Origin of the sequence: Enterococcus sp. AZ197 (assembly GCF_050556405.1) — a bacterium.
GTDB classification, from domain to species: Bacteria; Bacillota; Bacilli; order Lactobacillales; family Enterococcaceae; genus Enterococcus; species Enterococcus faecalis.
Window position 1 is genome coordinate 303,251 of record NZ_CP187873.1, and the last position, 18,899, is coordinate 322,149.

Sequence of the window (18,899 nt, forward strand, 5' to 3'; positions counted from 1 at the left end):
GCCTCCAATCCGAAGAGTTTCTTTCTTTTAGTATAAAAGTTTTTTCTATTAATGTAAACGGATTCTCTTGTGAGGTGTATAAAAGAATTATTTTACAAAAATCTATACTATTTTTTTGTGAAATTTCATATAATAGAAGTATTCTAATTATCTACATAGAGAGCGAGGGACAAGGAATATGAAGGAAAAAGAAATGCATTCGCTCTTTTTTAAACATAAGTTTGTGAAAGTAACTCCCTATTTACGTCGTTTTGGTCATCGTTTGAGTGGGATGATTATGCCAAATTTGAGTATTTTTATTGCGTGGAGCTTATTGTCTTTGGTGGCTGGCTATACGACAGGGAATCTACGGCTAGCTCTTTCTGAAGTCGAAACGATAATGATTCGAGTTGTTTTACCGATTTTAATTGGTTTTACAGGCGGAAAAATGTTCGAGGAACAACGTGGCGGCGTTGTTGCTGCTATTGCGACAGTGGGCGTGATTGTTTCCACAGATGTTCCACAGTTGTTTGGTGCTATGTTTATTGGCCCTTTAGCAGGATATACTTTCGCCAAAATTGAACAAATTCTCTTACCGAAAGTTAAAGAAGGCTATGAGATGCTGACTAAAAACTTTTTAGCAGGAATTGTGGGAGGACTGCTTTGCTGTTTTGGTATTCTGGTTGTAGCTCCGGCTGTTGAAAGCGCTAGTTTTTGGCTGTATCAATTTTCTTCTTGGTTAATTGAAGCCAATCTTTTACCATTGGTTCACGTTTTCTTAGAGCCCTTAAAAGTGTTATTTTTTAATAATGCGATTAACCATGGCTTATTAACGCCTCTAGGTTTAGAAGGTGCTAGTCAAACAGGTCAGTCCATTTTATTTCTATTGGAAACAAATCCTGGACCAGGCGTGGGCGTTTTGGTTGCTTTTCTGCTGTTTGGGCCTGTAGGACAACGAAAAACAGCAGGAGGTGCCACCATGATTCAACTGATTGGGGGCATTCATGAAATTTATTTTCCGTTTGTTTTGATGGACCCGCGCTTATTTTTAGCAGTAATTGCTGGAGGAATGAGTGGTACGCTTGTTTTTCAAATATTTAATGTGGGGCTAAGTGCTCCAGCTTCGCCAGGTTCATTGGTTGCGATTTTAGCCAATGCCCCGACTGATGCGAGGCTGGCGGTTTTTAGCGGAATTTTTGTTAGCTTTCTGTGCTCTTTTGCAATAGCAAGCTTGTTATTAAAACGTCAACGAGGAATTGAACCAGTTTCAATGATAAAGATGAAGGAGGAAGACCAAGTGGAAACAGTCACACCTAACTATCAGCAAATTTTATTTGTTTGTGATGCAGGAATGGGCTCAAGTGCCATGGGGGCAAGTTTGCTAAGCCGACAATTAAAAGCTGTGGACTTGGAGATACCTGTGACTTACCAGTCCGTTCATCAGATGAAGTGGCAGCCTAAGACATTAGTGGTGATTCAAGCAGAATTGAAACAGTTAGCACAAAAGTACGTCCCAGAAAAGGATATGGTGAGTGTTCAAAATTTTTTAGAAATTAAATCCTATTACCCGCAAGTTTTAGCCAAACTGACTGCTTCTTCTCAAGAGCAATCTTCACTTGGTTCAGAGTCTACTGAAACGAACTCGACAAAACAAATACAGAAGCTTGTTTTTTTATATGCCGAGAATGTTCGAGGATCGCAAACAATGGGAATGGAATTATTGCGGCAACAAGCAGCGAAACAAGGAGTCGCGATTGAAGTATCTAAAGAGCCACTGGAAACAGTCTTTTTTACCAAGGAGACAACCTACGTAGTGACTCGTGAACTGGCGCAAGCCTATCATTTAGATCTAACGCAACAAAATTTATACGTAGTTACTAGTTTTTTGAATAAGAAAGAGTATCAAGAATGGCTGGAAGGAGGAGCTGATAGATGTTTTTAACGACAAGAGAAACTGTTCTATTAACGGAATTAGTGAATAGTCCTACCCCCGTTTCAGTAAACCGCATGATGAATTTGTTAAAGGTTAGCCGCCGGACGGTATATCGTGAATTAGAAAATTTAGAAACCTCGCTAGCATCGATGGGCGCGACGTTGGAAAAAGTAGCTCGTGGGCGCTTTTCGATTCAAGCAGATGAAGCAGCGATGACGGAAATTCAGGCTGCTATTTTAGGAGAAGAGACACAGGAACTTTCTACTTTGGCGCGGCAACATGCGATTTTATTGACATTACTTCAAACAAAAGAGCCAGTCTCTATGCATTATTTTCTGGAAACGTATTGTATTAGTAATACGACTTTTTATGCCGATATTAAACAATTAGAAACACGGATTGCTCGGATTCCGTTGACGATTTCTCGGAATCAAGGTTATGAAGTGACTGGTTCTGAAAAATATCGCCGTCTTCTAATGGCGAATATTCTAAGTATGGAAATTAATGAGTACCAATTTTTTCATTTTACCGAATTAACAACAAACGACCATTTTTTCTTTCAGTTTATTCATGCAGAACATTTAGCATTTGCACAAAAAATTGTTCAGCCAGAAGTAGAAACTTTATTTCCAGCATTAAGTGATCGCAAATTACAACATTTGATTTTAATGTTAACAATTGCGATGGATCGGGTCACTGCAGGTTTTTATTTAGCTGATGAGACCTATACTGGGCAGATGAATAAGGCCTTTCTAAATTGTTCTAAACGACTTTTTTCAAAAGTCGCTGCTGAAACAAAACAACTATACGCTGTCAGTGAGATTGTTTTTTTTGCTAGCTTATTAAGTGATTTTTCTAATTCTTTTGATGAAGATTTTTTTGATGAACATTTTGACACTCAGCTGGCTTATGAAGTGAAACAACTGATTGAAGCAGTAAGTCAAGAAACGGAAGTTAATTTTTTCGAAGATACCAATTTGTATAAAATGTTGTTGACGCATTTATCAGGTGTTTTTTCGCGGGCGGTTTTACAAGAAGAAGATTTAACGAATCCCATTTTAGAACGGATTATGAATCAATATCAAGAAATAGCTGCGGCTTTACGCCAAGCGTTGCCGCAAATTTTTCCGCAAAAGAATCTATCGGAAGAGGAAATTGCCTACATGGTACTTCATTTTGCCAATTCTTTAGAGCGGAGTCCCAAAATTATGGAAGTTGATATTGCTGGTTTTTCTCCTAGCGGTTTGGCTTCGACAAGTATGCTGGAAATGCGATTACGGCGCTACTTTCCTTTTATCAACCAGATTCATTTTTTTCGGATTGCGGATTTAGGTAAGGTGAATGTTGAGGAAAACTATGACTTAGTGATTTCCACTTCGTTATTACCAGGATACAACGGTAAATATAAATTGATCTCACCGTTACTTTTAGACGATGAAATCCGCCAATTGAAAGAAGAGTTTAAGCGGATTAGTCACGAAAAACGCTCGCTTAGGAAAGCGCCTGTGAAAAAAATAGGTGGCGAAGAAAGCTACGAAACGGTGGTCGCTTTCATGGAAGAAATTAGTAAACTATTAGAAACATTTTTCATAGCAGATTTAAATAATCAAGCGGATTTAGCAGAAACCGTTCAACAAGCTCTTGCGCAACTTTCCGCAGATTTAATCACCGATAGTGCAATCGTCTGTCAGCAATTGATGAAACGTTACGAGCAAGCGCCTATTGGGATTCCTCAGACGGAAATGGCCTTATTCCATACCTCAAGTACAGCAGTGACACAGCCTGTTTTTTGTATTTTTAATCTGGCCCAGCCACTTATGATTGAAGGTATGGATAAAAAGCCGATGCAGTTACAACGTATGTTACTCATGCTAGCGCCGATGCCGATTGATGAAACAATCGGGAAAATTTTAGGAAAAATCAGTGGTGCGATTATTATGAATGATTTAAATACAGAAATTTTTCATTCAGGAAATGAAGCCATTGTTTATCAGTTGCTTTCGTCATTATTAATTGAAGAAATGAAAGGCTAGGTGTTGAGAGATGTTTGAAATTACAGCGGAGCAAATAATGTTGAATCAATCATATGCTAGTTGGGAGGAAGCACTTGCAGCTTCTGGTGAATTACTGCTAAAAAATCAGTTGGTCACGCCTGACTATGTCAAAGCAATGTATCAACGTCAACAAAAAGTCAGCGTGTATATCGGTAACTTCGTGGCATTGCCTCATGCGGAAGGACAAGATGAACAAGTTTTAAAAGAAGGGATTTGCTTTATTCAAGTGCCTGATGGGGTCAACTTTGGTACGGAAGCAGATCGAAAAATAGCTACTTTGTTATTTGTCGTTGCTCTAAAAAGTCAACGGCAACTAAGCATGCTTCAAGAATTAGCTTTTTTCTGTTCAGATCTCGAAAACATTCAGCGGCTCAGTGATTGTCGAACAATAGATGAAGCGCAAAAAATTCTGGCTCAAGCCTAAAGTTACGTCTGAAAAAATCAATTCAATTTGAAATGTTCAATAATTATTGAAATAATTTTATATTAAAAATTAAAATATTTTTATTTAAGAGATTAAACAAAAAAGATGAGAAGATTCCTTGACAAAAAATAGGCCCTATGATAAATTTAAAGTAACTTGTGACAAAGTCGTGCATGGATGCACTAAAAAGACACCCTATTGTGGTAGGGTGTCTTTTTTTGCTGTTTAGACAGCAGCGGTTGGAAGCAACTTGTTTATTCCTCGTTCTGTTTTTCCAACCAAATGGTTACAAGTTTCAGGACAATCCCGACAAAAATCGGCACAAGAATTTTTGTGACAATCTCGTACATGTGATGCACCTCCTTTCGAGGCAAGTCGCCAATTTGAGTATAGCATAAAAAGTTGTTCGTTTATTATTGAAATTATTAGAAATGGAATAAGCACGTGTTTTCTGGTTTTCGTAACTAGAGAACACGTGCTTTTTTCTTTCAACTTTTGGCACAATGGTTTGTGCCAAAGTACGACTTTTTTCAGCTTTGGAAAGCGGATACAATTTAGTCAACAAGAAAAGTTACTTGAGAGAAGGGGAATAAAAATGGAACAAGTACCAGAAAAAAATAAAGTATCAATTAAAGCAAAAGTCCAAAGACTTGGCAGTACCTTATCTAGCATGGTGATGCCCAATATCGGGGCGTTGATTGCGTGGGGCGTTTTGACAGCGCTATTTATCCCAGATGGATATCTGCCAAATAAAGCCTTTGCCACGATGGTTGGCCCAATGTTGACCTATTTAATTCCATTATTAATTGGCTACACTGGTGGGAAAGTAATTGCAGGTGATCGCGGTGCCGTAGTTGGCGCAATTGCGACAATGGGCGTGATTGTGGGAACCGATATTCCGATGATGCTAGGTGCCATGATTATGGGTCCACTTGGTGGCTTTACAATTAAGAAATTTGATCAGTATTTCCAACATCGGATTAAAGCTGGTTTTGAAATGTTAGTAAACAATTTTTCAGCTGGATTGATTGGTTTTGCGTTAGCTTTACTTGGTTTTTCAGCGATTGGCCCAATTGTCGATGCGCTGACTGCTGCAATGGCACGTGGTGTGGAAATCATTTTAAATGCTCATTTGATTCCATTAACGAGTATTTTTATTGAACCGGCAAAAGTGCTCTTTTTAAACAATGCGATTAATCATGGCATTTTAACACCCCTAGGGACAGAACAAGTCTTATCGGCTGGCAAATCAATTCTTTTCCTATTAGAAGCAAACCCTGGTCCTGGGTTAGGTGTCTTATTAGCATTTATGTTTTTTGGAAAAGGTGCGGCAAAATCTTCTGCGCCGGGAGCAATAATTATTCATTTCCTTGGTGGTATCCACGAAATTTACTTCCCATATGTAATGATGAAACCGTTATTATTCTTATCGGTTATTGCAGGTGGCGCGACAGGTAGTTTGGTTTTCCAAACGTTAGATGCTGGTTTACGTGCGCCCGCTTCACCAGGCTCCATTATAGCTATTTTAGCGATGACACCAATGGGTTCTTACTTACCAGTTATTTTAGGTGTTTTGGCAGCAACTGCTGTTTCCTTTGCAGTATCCGCAGTCATTTTAAAAGCAGATGCGAAAGAAGAAAGTGATGAATTTGCCCAAAAAGTGAAAGAAACCCAAGCTGCTAAAGCAGCATCAAAAGGATTAACTGTCACAAATGGTAGTGCTTCATTGTCAGGAATTCAACAAATTATTTTTGCTTGTGATGCTGGGATGGGCTCTAGTGCAATGGGTGCGTCTATCTTACGGAAAAAGGTCCAAGAGGCTGGTTTAGTACAAACTGTGACGAATCGGGCCATTAATAATTTGACCGATGAGGGAAATACATTGATTGTCACACAAGCGGAATTGCAAGAACGGGCCAAACAGAAAGCACCTAATGCAACCTTTGTAGCAGTTGAAAACTTCTTGAACTCACCACGTTATGATGAAATTGTGGCTGAACTATCAGGTACCAAAGAAAAAAACGACGCACAACCAACAGCCTTCAAAGCAACACCTGCTTCTGAAATTGAGGGAGATTTAGCAAATGTCAATGAAATTCTTTTGGTTCACGATGACCGTGTCGGGTCAGCAACGATGGGAATGAAAGTCTTAGAAGAAATTTTAGATAAAGAGAAAATTTCAATGCCGATTCGAAAAATTAATATTAATGAATTAACTCAACAAACACAGGCTTTAATTGTCACAAAAGCTGAACTAACGGAACAAGCCCGTAAAAAAGCACCGAAAGCGACACACTTATCAGTAAAAAGTATGGTTAATCCCAAAAAATATGAAACAGTGGTTTCGCTCTTAAAAGAAAGTGCCTAGAGAGGAAGAAAACAATGGAAAATCTTACGAATATTTCAATTGAATTAAATCAACAGTTTAATACAAAAGAAGAAGCTATTCGCTTTTGCGGCGAAAAACTAGTCGAGGCAGGCTGTGTTGAGCCCGCTTATATCGAAGCAATGATTGAAAGAGACCAATTGCTATCTGTTTATATGGGGAATTTTATTGCTATTCCTCATGGAACAGAAGAAGCCAAAAAATTAGTGAAAAAATCAGGAATCTGTGTAGTGCAAGTCCCAGAGGGCGTTAATTTTGGCACCGAAGAAGATGAAAAAATTGCTACCGTGTTATTTGGGATTGCCGGAGTCGGTGAAGAACATTTGCAATTAGTCCAACAAATTGCACTTTATTGTAGTGATATGGATAACGTGGTGCAACTTGCCGACGCATTAAGTAAAGAAGAAATAACAGAAAATTTAGCCATTGCTTAAAGGAGAGAATAAGAATGAACGCAGTACATTTTGGAGCAGGAAATATTGGACGCGGCTTTATCGGCGAAATTTTAGCTAAAAACGGGTTTCATATTACGTTTGTGGATGTTAATGAAACCATCATTCAAGCGTTAAAAGAACGTAAAAGTTATACAATTGAATTGGCCGATGCCTCACATCAACAAATTAACGTTGAAAATGTGACCGGGTTAAATAACATGACAGAACCAGAAAAAGTAGTAGAAGCAATTGCGGAAGCCGATTTAGTCACGACGGCGATTGGTCCCAATATTTTACCAAGAATTGCTGAATTAATTGCTCAAGGAATTGATGCACGTGCCGAAGCAAATTGTCAAAAGCCGCTGGATATTATCGCTTGTGAAAATATGATTGGTGGTTCAACCTTTTTAGCAGAAGAAGTGGCCAAATATTTGAAAAACCCAGCTTATGCTGAACAATGGATTGGTTTTCCTGATGCGGCGGTTGATCGGATTGTTCCATTACAAAAACATGAAGATCCACTTTTTGTTCAAGTTGAGCCTTTTTGTGAATGGGTCATTGATGATACCAACCGAAAAGCCAATGAGATTCAGTTAGAAGGTGTTCATTACGTTGCTGATTTAGAGCCGTATATTGAACGAAAATTATTTAGTGTAAACACTGGCCATGCTACAGTTGCCTATACAGGGGCGTTGTTAGGCTATCAAACCATTGACGAAGCGATGCAGGATGCCTTAGTGGTAGCACAACTCAAATCAGTTTTGCAGGAAACTGGTAAACTTTTAGTGGCCAAATGGAATTTTGATGAACAAGAACATGCAGCCTATATTGAAAAAATTATTCAACGTTTCCAAAATAAATATATTTCAGATGCTATTACACGTGTAGCACGGACACCAATCAGAAAATTAGGTGCGCAAGAACGGTTTATTCGACCAATCCGTGAATTACAGGAACGCAATCTAGTGTCGCCGCATTTATTAGCAATGATTGGTATTGTTTTTAATTATCATGATCCAGAAGATGAACAAAGCCGTCAATTACAGGAAATGCTTGACCAAGAAAGCGTTGATACAGTGATCGCTGAAGTAACGGGCATTGAAGATCCAGAAACGGTTAAAAATATTAAACAAAACGTAGAACGCTATGCGCGACCACAAGTAGCATAATAACAAAATCCTTCTACCAAGATACTTCACATTTCTTAATTAAAGGGAAAAAAACAACCGCTCACTGATTAAAGTGAGGGGTTGTTTTTTACATATTGACTAAGTGGTTTTTGATAAAGCTCTCCTTTGAAGACACCTGTATTGAAGTATTCAGCTAATTGGTAACCAATGAATGGGCCAGTAGTGAGTCCTGATGAACCAAGTCCGCTAGCAACCACAAGGTGGGGCATTTCTGGCAAAGGGCCAAAAAACGGAGCGAAATCAGATGTATAAGCACGTGTACCGACACGGTAATGCATGGGTTGCTTAAAAAGCTGCTCTGCTTCTTTTAGAAATGGCGCAGTCCCAGAAGTTAGTTGTTGAAAAGCGCTAGCAGTCTCTTTTAAATCCCAGGCTTGTTCATTTTCGTGGGTGGCACCTAATAAAATTTTTCCTTGATTAAAAGGAATTAAATCGGCTTCGCCATCTAACATAGCAACAGGCCATTGCTGACTGTTTGTAAAAGGGGTCTCGAAAACTAATAATTGTCCTTTTTGGGGACGAATGTCCACAGATAAATTTAAAGTAGCGAGTAATTCCTTTAAATGAGGACCAGGTGTTAAAGCGAGAAAATCAACGCTCTTTTTTTCTGAATTTGTGACAATTTCCCACCCTTGATTCAGTTGTCGAAAGTGCGCCCGTTGTGAACAAAAAGTGACCCCTTTGGCTTCGGCGCGTTTCTGAAGATGGTTTAGATAAGCTGGTCCATCTAGGCGACCGCCGCCAGAAATAAAAAGTGAGGGAGTTTCCTTAAGTAGCGGTAAGAACTTCGCTGTTTGAACCGCTGACAACATCGTGATTTCTCCAATTTCAGGTGCAGTTTGCTTACGCTCTTCTGCCAAATGGGCTAAGTCTGCCAAAGCGGCTGCCGGGCGCAAAATGACTGTCCCTGATTGACGATAAATATCCTCCGTCAGCTGAAAATCTTTGACTAGCTTTGGAAATAGGGCAGCGCCCTCTCGCGCTAATTGGTACCATTTCTTATTCCGACGTTTGGATAGCCAAGGGGAAATAATACCGGCGCTCGCTTTAGTCGCTTGGCCGAGCCCTTCATCATAAACGGTAATGTCAAATTTTTGTGGATCTAAATAATTAGCTAACGTCATTCCGATAATGCCGCCGCCAATAATGGCAATTTTTTTCATGCTTCTTCTCTCCTTCGAACAGTTGTATTGTAACACAAAAAAACCGCCTCTAGACAGAGACGATTGGGAGATAACTTGTTAACGGGTCCTTCTGTGTGTGTAAATAGAATTGCCGCCTTCTAAAACGTGAACAATTTCTTGTGCCATTTCTGCCACAGGCACAGGATCATAGCCAATAAATAAGTTCTTTAAAAAGGGGATTTTCTTAAAAAAATAAATACATTTACTAAAAAGTATGGTGCCGGTACGTTCTTGACCTACAAGTAAACTAGGATAAAAAATCACTGCTTCGGCGACTTCTTGGTGGATTAGTTCCTCCGCTGCCAATTTGGCATCCATATATTTTCTCAAAGGGAAAGGAACAGTATTGGCTGAAATAAATAAAAACTTAGCTGGCTTTTTTTGTTGTGCTAAAAAAGAACTGATTTTTTTCACTGGCGTCAGAATTAGCCGTTGATAGGTTTTCTTTTTTCGTGGATTTTCAAATAAAATACCTACTGTATCAATGACCCAGTCAGCACGCTGGACTTGTTCTTGCCAATTCGTGTCACGAGTAACATCGGAGCATACCCACTGCACTTGGTGGCTCCAAGATGCGGAGAGCGTGGCAGGCTTTCCATGACGTGAAACACTGATGACTTGATGTTGGCGTTGGACTAAAATTTTCGCGATTTGTTGACCTAAAAAACCGCTACCGCCAAAAATAATGACTTTCATGGCAAGCCCTCACTTTCAATTGTTTCTTCTAGTGTACCTTAAATAAAAAAAGAAGCAAAAAATCTCGATTGCGTATAGTTTAGTTATAAATAACATAAAAATAACCTTTTTAGATTGTTGAAATACAAAGACCCAACAATGGTTATTTATTGTCGTGAAATAAATAAAAAAATGAACAAAAATGAAATAAATCAGACTAAAGGCCTAGAGAAATGCCCTTGTTTCTTGAATTCAAGCATGGTTAAATAGTTATAAGTGAACGACCGAGCAATTTAGTTTGTTGGGGAAAATAGACAGAATGAGGAGATGAAACGAAGAAAATGAAGAAGAAAACGATAATTATATTGGGGGCAGTTGCGGTAATTGCGGTTGGGGGCATCGTAACTGTGAATGCGTTAAATAAAAATGCACAACAAGTAGCTGTCAAGCAAGCGCCTAAAGATGACTGGGGAATTGACTATTTTGATGTTCCTGACTTGCAACAAATTTATATTAACGGTGTCATCCAACCGGAACAAATGGAAGCCTTTGCGCGCGATCAAAAAATAACAAAGGATCCAGAGATTAAGGTGAAAAACGGCGATGTCGTAGATGCAGGCACAGAATTATTTACTTATGAAGATGAGGCGGTCACAAAAGAAATTGAGGCCCAACAAAATAGCTTAGCCAAATTAGAAACGAAGCGGGCGAATATCTATAATAAGTGGAATCGGGCCATTGATAAATTTAATAAAACTAAAGAAGAAGACCGCACGATGTCTGGTGATGATTTAAATGAACAATATCAAACAGAAGTCGATGCGGTAGATGAAGAGATTACCTTCACCAATGAAACCTTAGCGGATTTAGGAGCGAAGCAATATATTTCCACAAAGGCTAATTTCAAAGGCCGCGTATCAATTCCAGAAGTAAAAGATGCCAATTCACCGATTTTACGGTTAACTTCAGAAGATCTTTATTTAGCTGGAAAAGTGAATGAAAAGGACTTGACTAAAATTAGTGTTGGGCAAAAAGCTAAACTAACTTCTGTTTCCAACAATGTGGTTGTGGATGGCTCAATTTCTTATATCGATGATAATCCTCCTGAAGGCAACAGCGATGCCGCGAGTGGCAATCCAGAGGGAGGCACGACGATGTCTAGTTATAGCGTCAAAATTGCGTTGGCCAATTTAGACAAAGTCAAAAATGGCTACCATATGCAAGCAACCATTGATTTAGGCGATTTAGGGGCGATTGAGTTACCGAAAAAAGCGATTCAAAAAGAGGGTGAACAGGCCTACGTTTTAGTGAATGATTTTGGAACCATCATTCGTCGTGATGTCCAAGTCGGGCAAGAAAATGGCGACAAAATGGCGATTGAATCTGGCTTAGAATCAGCCGACCGAGTGGTTATTTCTTCAAAAAAACCAGTAAAAGTCGGTGATATTGTGGAATCAGATGCAGCGATTGCTTCTGATGAATCAGCAACCAACGAATCAATGACAGATGCGTCGAAATAGGAGGGCTTGATGGTGGAAGCAAACAATACAAATCAACCCCTCATTGAATTGCGGGACATTAACAAGTTCTATCCAGTAGGTAAGGAAAAACTACATGTTTTAAAAGAATTGAACTTGACCATCCATCAAGGAGAGTTCATTTTAATCATGGGGAAGTCCGGCAGCGGTAAGACAACGCTGATGAACATTATTGGGTTCTTGGATCGCTTAACATACGGAAGCTATCATTTCTCAGGAACAGATGTTTCAAAATTGTCTGAAAATAAAAAATCAGCCTTTCGCAATGAATATCTAGGATTTATTTTTCAACAATTTTTCTTGATTAATTCTTTAAATGTTAGTCAAAATGTTCAATTGCCCTGTGTTTATGAAGGGAAAAAAAGCCGCGCTGAGAAAAAAGCGATTGCTGAAAAATACCTAAAAATTGTCGGTTTGGAAACAAAAGCCAAATCAAAAGTTACTGAACTTTCTGGAGGACAGCAACAAAGAGTAGCCATTGCTCGTTCCTTGGTGAATGATCCATTATTGATTATGGCTGATGAACCGACTGGGGCATTGGATAGTGAAACGGGTACAGAAATTATGGAATTATTGAAAGAATTGAATGAACAAGGCAAAACAATTGTCATGGTGACACATGATGAAGATATGAAAAAATATGCCTCACGAGTGATTCATATGAAAGATGGTCGCTTTTTGGAAGAAGAGGTGATTAGATGATTGCTAATTTATTTGTTAGTACTTTTTTAAGCTTAAAGGCACATAAGTTGCGGGTATTTTTAACGATGGTCGGGATTATTATTGGGATTACATCAGTCGTAACGATTTCTGCGCTAGGTGAAGGGATGAAGCGTCAAGTTGTGAAGGCATCCAGTGCAGTGAACGCGGATGTTTTGAAGATTCATTATACAATGTCGGATGGTAGCAGTGACAATTTTATGTCCTATGAAGAGCCAGATTATACGTTTAGCCGAGTGGACTTGAAAAAATTACAAGACATTCAAGGAATTGAAAGTATTTATCCTCAATATGGTGAATCAATGATGGGGGGCGGAGACAATTTGTTTGTACCAATGGATTATTTTGGGGCGCAAGCGAATTTATCCATTACGTCGACTAAAGGGCAGAATGATATTTTATATGGTCGTGATTTTCAACCGAGCGATGCAAATACAGATGCGATTGTCTTAAATCATGATATCTTTGAAGCGCAAATTCGGCTTGATGATCCTAGCCAACTCATTGGAAAAGCTGTTTCAATTGGTGGTTATATGTACAAGGTGATTGGTATTTTAGCACCAAAAGATTTAGATAGTTTGGGTATGAACGATGATTGGGCAACTGCTATGAGCAGTTTTGTTTCTCGAGAATCATACAATAAATTAGCGAAAACAAAAGCAATTAGTGGCATCAATATTAAGGTTCGTGAGGGAGCAGACCGTGAAGCAATTTTAGGACAGGCAATCACTATTTTAAGTGAAAATCATCCTGAAGTGAAAGGAACGTTTAAAGAAAATGACCAAGACCAACAACTCCAACAACAAATGGAAGAAATGGTCACGGGTATGACGATGTTTCTGATGGCAATTACTGCAATCTCCCTATTAGTCGGGGGAATTGGCGTCATGAACATCATGTATGTGTCTGTTACGGAACGGAAACGAGAAATCGGGATTCGCCGGGCCATTGGTGCTAAACCACGAGTCATTTTATTCCAATTTTTAATGGAAGCAGCGTTTATCACATTGATTGGTGGTTTGATTGGTGTCGGCTGCGGCTATTTATTGGCAACTGTGGTCGGTGGGTATATTTCGATTACGCCAATTATTACGCCGTCCATCTTTGCTATTTCAACATTAGTTTCGGTCTTCACAGGTATCTTTTTCGGGATTATTCCAGCAATTGGTGCCTCGAGGATGGATCCGATTAAAGCGATTTATAATTAAAAAGATATATTTTGGGTTTTTTCTAAACAGTTCAAATAATCTGAAATTAGATTGTTTGTTAAAAGATTGAATGATATGCTTTTGTTGTGCATGGTCACAATGGAAGCATATTGTTTTAATAGGAGGAGAGAAAATGAAAAAAACGGTTAGACTGTTGTTGGTTGGTTATGTAGAATGGACTGTAGAAGAAAGGTATCAAAGCTGTCTAGGGAATAATATAGTGAGTATAAGACAATTGTTTAAAAAAGTTCAGGCGCCAATTACATATAGAAATACAACGAAAATATGAAAAAAATAGTAGCAGGATTTCTTAGTTTGATTAGTATTGGAATAATGTTATTTGTTGTAAAAGACAAATTGATAGAAGAAAAAAAGCAATCTTTTGTTGTGCAAGAAGAAACAGATTTTTATGTATTATCAACCCAAGCGATTTATTCATTCATGTTTTCTGAAAATGACATCAAAAAACATAAGCGAAGTCGTGTGGATCTACCAGAGATTGTCCCAACAGGGTTTTCAAAAGGAAGATTACAATCCCATTATTTACTATTTTCAACAGGTGATCTTTTGAGCAGCACTAAGGATGAATTTATAGTGAGTGTTGATTTTTTTAAAGGAGAACTTTTGAAAAGAAAGACAGAAAAATATCTTTATACTGGTACTGGTTATAGCTCCAACTATTTTTATACTGTTCAAGCAGAGCGTTTATATTCTTTTGATACTGAAGGGAATCCAGTTAGTTCATACATGTTTAATGAATCTACAACACCAGTTACGCAATTTTCAGGAACACAAAATAAGCTATATGTCGTCGCTAGTCAGGAAGACAAAGAAAAACAACTTTATGAGAATATGTTGTTCATTTTTAAAGAAGGAGAAAATTTGACATTAACAGACGAAATATTTTTAGATACAAACCCAGAGTATGTTTATGGTTTTACTTCTTCTGTGATTGTAAATAATCAAATTTACTTGCCGATAACGGCTCATAGAAACCGAGTAAGTTATGAAAATGTGCCAGATAATCGAATTATGCAAATGGGTTTAGATGCTAAAAATCAACGTTTTATTCAATTGACAGAGAATTTTCCTAACCTAATTTACAAAAGTAGAACGTCCGAATATTTGATTATTGATCACGAGCCAAATGCATTAGGGAAAGTGGGGCTGTCAATTGTTAATCTTGCTACGGAAGAAAGTTATTTTTTAAATATTAATGGACAGTTAAAGACGGAAGAATTAGAAGAATCTATGATTTATAGTGTAAATACAACGAAAGATAATCAGTTGTTGGTTTTAGCTGGTCAGACGCTTCTCAGATATGATTTGGTGACAGGAAATTTGCTTTCGGAAACAAAAGTTCTTGAAAAAGAAGAACAAGGTATTTATATTTGGGTTAATCATTAAAAAAGAAGGACCGCCTGATAAGTTTCTCAGGCAGTCCTTTTTTTATTTCATGTCACTAAGAATTTTCTGAATCAATTCTTGTTGAAACTCTTTGGTATATTGTTCGGTGAGTTTCGCTTGTTCTTCTTGGGACATTGATGGATTCGCCATCATAGCAGCCATCATTTTTTTGCCAACTGTTTCAGTCCCTTCTTTTTTGATATCAGCGGCATGTTGTTCCATATATTCACCTAATTTTTTGGCTTGATCAGCACTTAAAACTAGCCAGTCACTAGCAATGTTGAAGGTGTTTTCTTGTTTTGCAAATTGGTTATCGTTGTCAGCAAGGCCAAATAGTGTTTTGGCCCAGGACTCTTGATAGGACCATTTCGTCGTTTTTTGGACTAATGTGGATTTTTGAGCATCTTTTTGAACTGTGTTTGTGACGTTTTCCGTTCCTGTTTTTTGTAGTTTCTTTTTATCTGGTGTGTTATATAAATAAACTTTTTCGGAACCATCGCCCAACGGCTGGTACAATAACATGTTGGGGCCATCTTTGCTTGAACTACTGCTTTTTAGTTCAAACGTTTTGTCCTGAGTAACTTCGGTCATACCAAAATGATCTTTATCGTTTAAAACGATAAGACTTAACGAAGCTAAGAACCCTAAACCAAAAATAACCATACAGCATTTATGCCAAACTTTTCGGCCAAATACATTTGTGTAGGCAAAGCCTAACACGCAAAGGATTAAAAGGAAAATAATCATTATTTCATTGCACCTACTTCCTTAACAGGCATCGCTTCTTTTTTATTTAAGAAGAAAGTAATCGCCAAGCCGAGAACGCCAAAGATTGTTGCCACGAAGAAGGCTGCGTGATAACCGTTTAGTGTTGCGTTTGTTGCTTGGTCGCGATAAGTGAGTGGGGCTGTTTTTAATAAGTCCGATGCAGGTAAGCCGTCTTTGGTAACATTTGTTAAAACACTAATCAAAACAGCTGTTCCAATTGAGCTGGCTACTTGTCGGAAGGTGTTGTTTACAGCAGTTCCGTGACTTAATAAATTCATTGGTAAAGCATTCATGCCAGAAGTTGTCACAGGCATCATGACCATCGAAATACCAAACATCCGAATCGCATATAGGACAATGATATAAATAATAGGTGTTGCTTTTGTTAAGAAAGCAAACGGTAACGTTGCAGCTGTTAAAATAAACATCCCAGTAATCGCAAGACGACGGGCACCAATTTTATCAAAAATGCGACCAGTTACTGGCATCATAAGTCCCATGACTAACGCTCCTGGTAAAAGCATTAACCCTGAATGGAAGGCAGATTCGCCACGAATATTTTGGATATACAAAGGTAAAACCATTTCGGCGCCAATCATTGCCATGTTGGTTACGCCAGATAAAATGGCCGCAACAGTAAAGACTTTTGATTTAAAAACGCGTAGTTCTAAGAAAGGTTGTTCTAAATGCAATTGTCGATATGTAAAAAGACATAAAACAATCGCACCAACAATTAAGAATCCATAGACTTGCGGGCTACCCCAACCTTTATCACCAACGCTTGAGAAACCGTAAAGTAAGCTACCAAAGCCGAGAGTAGAAAGAATGACCGATAAGACATCGATACTTGGATTAGATAATTGAATGACATTTTTCATTAAAAATGAAGCTAAAATTAGGACTAAAACGACAATTGGAATGACCATCCCAAAAAGGTCACGCCATGTATAAGAATCAATAATCCAACCAGATAATGTTGGACCTAAAGCGGGTGCTAATCCGATAACAATTCCCGTTGTGCCCATGGCAGCGCCACGTTTTTCAGGCGGGAAAATTGAAAGCATAATTGTTTGTAAAAGAGGCATAGATACACCGACCCCTGCGGCTTGAACAAGACGTCCAGTCAATAACATGCCGAAGTCTTGCGCTACAAAACAGATGATGGTTCCGATTAAGAACGTTGACATCGCTGTTATGTATAATTTTTTTGAACTGAATTTGTTAATCAACCAAGCACTGATGGGAATCATAATGCCGTTCACAAGTAGGAATCCAGTGGTTAGCCACTGTACACTTGAAGCTGAGATATCAAATTCTTTCATTAATGTAGGTAAGGCCGTCGTTAAAAGCGTTTGGTTTAAAATCGTACAAAATGTTCCGATTAGTAAAACACCGACTAGTAACGACCGGTTATAAGGTTTTCCGTGAATATCCACAGGTTGTTGTGAAGTCACATATATCGCTCCTTTTTCTGTAAGTTTCAAATTAAATTGCATTAACTACTTTACAACTAATTAGAATCTTTGTCAACTTACTTGACAAAGGTGTAAAAAAAACTACAATTAAGGAAAGGATAAGGGAAAGGAAGTTAAACTAATGTGGTCAAAAATGATTCAGCGTTTGTTAAATGAAGAAAATTTGTTGATAGGAATTAGTGAACTAAGTGAAATTGCTGAAGTTTCGCCACGTCAACTTCGTTATTGGGAAGAAAAAGGGTATATTTCTTCCATTGCGAAAGACGCAAACGGTCCACGGAAATATCGGTTACATACAGTCGTCAAAGTGCATTGGATCAAGCGTTTTTTAGATGAAGGATATACGTTACAAAGTGCGGTGGAAAAAGCAGAAGAGCAGCATCGTAATGTGGGGATGACGAAAAAAATCTTTAGTCAAATGTTTCATGGTATCTCAGAAGTTTGTCCCAATTACGTAGTGATTGATTTGGGCGATTTCGATGAAGAACAAAAATTATATGTCGTATTTAATGAAACCACAGAAGTCAGTGAGTATCTTTTAATTCCTAAGGATGCAGATGTTTCTGATGAGTTAAAGAAAAGAAAATAAGAATGAAATAGGACTGGGAGAAAGACCTGAAGTGAAAGTAAAACGTTACTGAATGAATCTTCGAGTTCTTTTTTTCTTGCAATTTCTTTATTTTTCTATATAATTTCTTATATGGAAAAGGAGGGTTTCGATGAAAGAAACAAAACCTTACGGAACAGTCTTGTTAAAAGCGGCTAAAATCATGGACTGTCTAAGTTTACAACCCGATCAAACCTTACAGGAAATTGCAAAGAATACCGAAATGACGGCATCAACGGCAATCAAAATTTTAGAAACCTTAACATTAATTGGCTATGTTCAAAAAGACACGAACAAGACGTACCGCTTAGGAACAAAATTGATTCGCTATGCGAATCAAAGTGTGGAGCAAATCGATTTAGCTGAAATTGCGGTACCTTATTTAGAAAACCTTCAAAATACGGTCGATGAAACCATTCATTTAGGGATTTTAAATAATAATGAAATTCTGTATATCAATAAATTAGAACCGAAAAATCAAACGATTCGCATGTCCTCGAAAGTGGGAATTACTCGACCTTTGTATAATTCGGCCATGGGTAAAGCCGTTTTAGCAGAATTTTCGGAAGAACAAGTGCAACAATATTTAGACACGCAGACATTAATTCCCTATACCGAAAATACGATTACCAATCCCTTGCGTTTGAAAAAAGAATTAAAACAAGTGCAACAAACGGGGGTTGCTTACGATGATGAAGAAATTGAACAAGATATTTTCTGTAGCGGAGTATCTTTAATGAAAGATGGCGAAATTGCGGGTGCTTTTAGTGTAAGCATGCCGAAATATCGTTTGACAGAGGAAAATAAAACGACGATTAATCAAGCCCTTTTGGCAACAAAAGCAGCGATTGAAGCGAAATTATAGTAGAAAAAGAAAGACAAACAAAAGTCGATTGGGATTTTTGTTTGTCTTTCTT

General features: G+C 38.1%; 18 protein-coding genes. 13 read left to right on the forward strand and 5 right to left on the reverse strand.

From position 1 onward, the window contains the following. Positions 1–178 precede the first annotated feature (178 nt). The 3 genes from IGK82_RS01530 to IGK82_RS01540 are packed head-to-tail and all read left to right on the forward strand — an operon-like array spanning position 179 to position 4,390. The gene (locus IGK82_RS01530; protein ID WP_010709199.1) at positions 179–1,921 is read left to right on the forward strand and encodes a PTS transporter subunit EIIC; all 1,743 of its coding nucleotides are present in this window, start codon (positions 179–181) and stop codon (positions 1,919–1,921) included. Beyond that, complete coding sequence (locus IGK82_RS01535) at positions 1,912–3,945, forward strand: BglG family transcription antiterminator (protein ID WP_002361171.1); 2,034 nt, start codon at positions 1,912–1,914, stop codon at positions 3,943–3,945. The genes IGK82_RS01530 and IGK82_RS01535 overlap by 10 nt, the downstream gene beginning before the upstream one ends. A gap of 10 nt (positions 3,946–3,955) precedes the next feature. Then, the gene (locus tag IGK82_RS01540; RefSeq protein ID WP_002358391.1) at positions 3,956–4,390 is read left to right on the forward strand and encodes a PTS sugar transporter subunit IIA; all 435 of its coding nucleotides are present in this window, start codon (positions 3,956–3,958) and stop codon (positions 4,388–4,390) included. A 254-nt stretch (positions 4,391–4,644) separates the two neighbouring features. Here IGK82_RS01540 and IGK82_RS01545 read toward each other — a convergent pair whose 3' ends face one another. Then, positions 4,645–4,740 carry a type I toxin-antitoxin system Fst family toxin gene (locus IGK82_RS01545; RefSeq protein WP_015543884.1) on the reverse strand — a complete coding sequence of 32 codons (96 nt, stop codon included), beginning with the start codon at positions 4,738–4,740 and terminating at the stop codon, positions 4,645–4,647. A 245-nt stretch (positions 4,741–4,985) separates the two neighbouring features. On the opposite strand from IGK82_RS01545, the gene IGK82_RS01550 reads away from it, so the two are divergent. The 3 genes from IGK82_RS01550 to IGK82_RS01560 are packed head-to-tail and all read left to right on the forward strand — an operon-like array spanning position 4,986 to position 8,379. Continuing rightward, the gene (locus IGK82_RS01550; protein WP_002389635.1) at positions 4,986–6,758 is read left to right on the forward strand and encodes a PTS mannitol-specific transporter subunit IIBC; all 1,773 of its coding nucleotides are present in this window, start codon (positions 4,986–4,988) and stop codon (positions 6,756–6,758) included. A 14-nt stretch (positions 6,759–6,772) separates the two neighbouring features. Continuing rightward, the gene (locus tag IGK82_RS01555; protein ID WP_002355279.1) at positions 6,773–7,210 is read left to right on the forward strand and encodes a PTS sugar transporter subunit IIA; all 438 of its coding nucleotides are present in this window, start codon (positions 6,773–6,775) and stop codon (positions 7,208–7,210) included. 14 nt (positions 7,211–7,224) lie between these two features. Next, complete coding sequence (locus IGK82_RS01560) at positions 7,225–8,379, forward strand: mannitol-1-phosphate 5-dehydrogenase (protein ID WP_010709200.1); 1,155 nt, start codon at positions 7,225–7,227, stop codon at positions 8,377–8,379. A gap of 68 nt (positions 8,380–8,447) precedes the next feature. On the opposite strand, the gene IGK82_RS01565 is transcribed toward IGK82_RS01560, so the two are convergent. Both IGK82_RS01565 and IGK82_RS01570 read right to left on the reverse strand, forming a co-directional pair. Further along, a complete protein-coding gene (locus IGK82_RS01565; RefSeq protein ID WP_010709201.1) occupies positions 8,448–9,563 on the reverse strand; it encodes an NAD(P)/FAD-dependent oxidoreductase in 1,116 nt (371 codons plus the stop codon). A 78-nt stretch (positions 9,564–9,641) separates the two neighbouring features. Next, on the reverse strand, positions 9,642–10,280 hold the full coding sequence (locus tag IGK82_RS01570) for an NAD(P)H-binding protein (RefSeq protein ID WP_002358396.1): 639 nt from the start codon (positions 10,278–10,280) through the stop codon (positions 9,642–9,644). Positions 10,281–10,600: 320 nt separating this feature from the next. Between IGK82_RS01570 and IGK82_RS01575 the strand changes: the two genes are divergently transcribed. The 5 genes from IGK82_RS01575 to IGK82_RS01595 all read left to right on the forward strand — a co-directional run bounded on the left by IGK82_RS01575 (position 10,601) and on the right by IGK82_RS01595 (position 15,132). Next, a complete protein-coding gene (locus IGK82_RS01575) occupies positions 10,601–11,779 on the forward strand; it encodes an efflux RND transporter periplasmic adaptor subunit (RefSeq protein ID WP_002355284.1) in 1,179 nt (392 codons plus the stop codon). A 9-nt stretch (positions 11,780–11,788) separates the two neighbouring features. Further along, positions 11,789–12,499, forward strand: a complete 711-nt coding sequence (locus IGK82_RS01580) for an ABC transporter ATP-binding protein (protein ID WP_002392497.1) — start codon at positions 11,789–11,791, stop codon at positions 12,497–12,499. Continuing rightward, positions 12,496–13,725 (forward strand): ABC transporter permease, encoded by a 1,230-nt coding sequence (locus tag IGK82_RS01585; protein ID WP_002355288.1) that lies wholly within the window; start codon positions 12,496–12,498, stop codon positions 13,723–13,725. Before IGK82_RS01580 ends, IGK82_RS01585 begins: the two co-directional genes overlap by 4 nt. A 133-nt stretch (positions 13,726–13,858) precedes the next feature. After that, positions 13,859–14,014 carry a hypothetical protein gene (locus IGK82_RS01590; protein ID WP_010709202.1) on the forward strand — a complete coding sequence of 52 codons (156 nt, stop codon included), beginning with the start codon at positions 13,859–13,861 and terminating at the stop codon, positions 14,012–14,014. A 26-nt stretch (positions 14,015–14,040) separates the two neighbouring features. Continuing rightward, positions 14,041–15,132, forward strand: coding sequence for a hypothetical protein (locus tag IGK82_RS01595; RefSeq protein WP_228023824.1), 1,092 nt, complete (start codon positions 14,041–14,043; stop codon positions 15,130–15,132). A gap of 42 nt (positions 15,133–15,174) precedes the next feature. Here the strand turns inward: IGK82_RS01595 and IGK82_RS01600 are convergent, their stop codons facing one another. Beyond that, the gene (locus tag IGK82_RS01600; RefSeq protein WP_002355291.1) at positions 15,175–15,879 is read right to left on the reverse strand and encodes a DUF4811 domain-containing protein; all 705 of its coding nucleotides are present in this window, start codon (positions 15,877–15,879) and stop codon (positions 15,175–15,177) included. Beyond that, positions 15,879–17,396, reverse strand: a complete 1,518-nt coding sequence (locus IGK82_RS01605) for an MDR family MFS transporter (protein WP_002385351.1) — start codon at positions 17,394–17,396, stop codon at positions 15,879–15,881. Before IGK82_RS01605 ends, IGK82_RS01600 begins: the two co-directional genes overlap by 1 nt. A 100-nt stretch (positions 17,397–17,496) precedes the next feature. On the opposite strand from IGK82_RS01605, the gene IGK82_RS01610 reads away from it, so the two are divergent. Both IGK82_RS01610 and IGK82_RS01615 read left to right on the forward strand, forming a co-directional pair. Then, the gene (locus tag IGK82_RS01610) at positions 17,497–17,964 is read left to right on the forward strand and encodes a MerR family transcriptional regulator (RefSeq protein WP_010709203.1); all 468 of its coding nucleotides are present in this window, start codon (positions 17,497–17,499) and stop codon (positions 17,962–17,964) included. Between the two features lie 130 nt (positions 17,965–18,094). Then, positions 18,095–18,847: an IclR family transcriptional regulator gene (locus tag IGK82_RS01615; RefSeq protein WP_002355294.1), complete on the forward strand. Its 753-nt coding sequence runs from the start codon at positions 18,095–18,097 to the stop codon at positions 18,845–18,847. Positions 18,848–18,899: the final 52 nt, after the last annotated feature.

Excerpts from the sequence above, each read along its gene's own strand:
- IGK82_RS01530 (WP_010709199.1), top strand. The coding sequence starts at position 179 with ATGAAGGAAAAAGAAATGCATTCGCTCTTTTTTAAACATAAGTTTGTG.
- IGK82_RS01535 (WP_002361171.1), top strand. The coding sequence starts at position 1,912 with ATGTTTTTAACGACAAGAGAAACTGTTCTATTAACGGAATTAGTGAAT.
- IGK82_RS01540 (WP_002358391.1), top strand. The coding sequence starts at position 3,956 with ATGTTTGAAATTACAGCGGAGCAAATAATGTTGAATCAATCATATGCT.
- IGK82_RS01545 (WP_015543884.1), bottom strand. The coding sequence starts at position 4,740 with ATGTACGAGATTGTCACAAAAATTCTTGTGCCGATTTTTGTCGGGATT.
- IGK82_RS01550 (WP_002389635.1), top strand. The coding sequence starts at position 4,986 with ATGGAACAAGTACCAGAAAAAAATAAAGTATCAATTAAAGCAAAAGTC.
- IGK82_RS01555 (WP_002355279.1), top strand. The coding sequence starts at position 6,773 with ATGGAAAATCTTACGAATATTTCAATTGAATTAAATCAACAGTTTAAT.
- IGK82_RS01560 (WP_010709200.1), top strand. The coding sequence starts at position 7,225 with ATGAACGCAGTACATTTTGGAGCAGGAAATATTGGACGCGGCTTTATC.
- IGK82_RS01565 (WP_010709201.1), bottom strand. The coding sequence starts at position 9,563 with ATGAAAAAAATTGCCATTATTGGCGGCGGCATTATCGGAATGACGTTA.
- IGK82_RS01570 (WP_002358396.1), bottom strand. The coding sequence starts at position 10,280 with ATGAAAGTCATTATTTTTGGCGGTAGCGGTTTTTTAGGTCAACAAATC.
- IGK82_RS01575 (WP_002355284.1), top strand. The coding sequence starts at position 10,601 with ATGAAGAAGAAAACGATAATTATATTGGGGGCAGTTGCGGTAATTGCG.
- IGK82_RS01580 (WP_002392497.1), top strand. The coding sequence starts at position 11,789 with ATGGTGGAAGCAAACAATACAAATCAACCCCTCATTGAATTGCGGGAC.
- IGK82_RS01585 (WP_002355288.1), top strand. The coding sequence starts at position 12,496 with ATGATTGCTAATTTATTTGTTAGTACTTTTTTAAGCTTAAAGGCACAT.
- IGK82_RS01590 (WP_010709202.1), top strand. The coding sequence starts at position 13,859 with ATGAAAAAAACGGTTAGACTGTTGTTGGTTGGTTATGTAGAATGGACT.
- IGK82_RS01600 (WP_002355291.1), bottom strand. The coding sequence starts at position 15,879 with ATGATTATTTTCCTTTTAATCCTTTGCGTGTTAGGCTTTGCCTACACA.
- IGK82_RS01605 (WP_002385351.1), bottom strand. The coding sequence starts at position 17,396 with ATGCAATTTAATTTGAAACTTACAGAAAAAGGAGCGATATATGTGACT.
- IGK82_RS01610 (WP_010709203.1), top strand. The coding sequence starts at position 17,497 with ATGTGGTCAAAAATGATTCAGCGTTTGTTAAATGAAGAAAATTTGTTG.
- IGK82_RS01615 (WP_002355294.1), top strand. The coding sequence starts at position 18,095 with ATGAAAGAAACAAAACCTTACGGAACAGTCTTGTTAAAAGCGGCTAAA.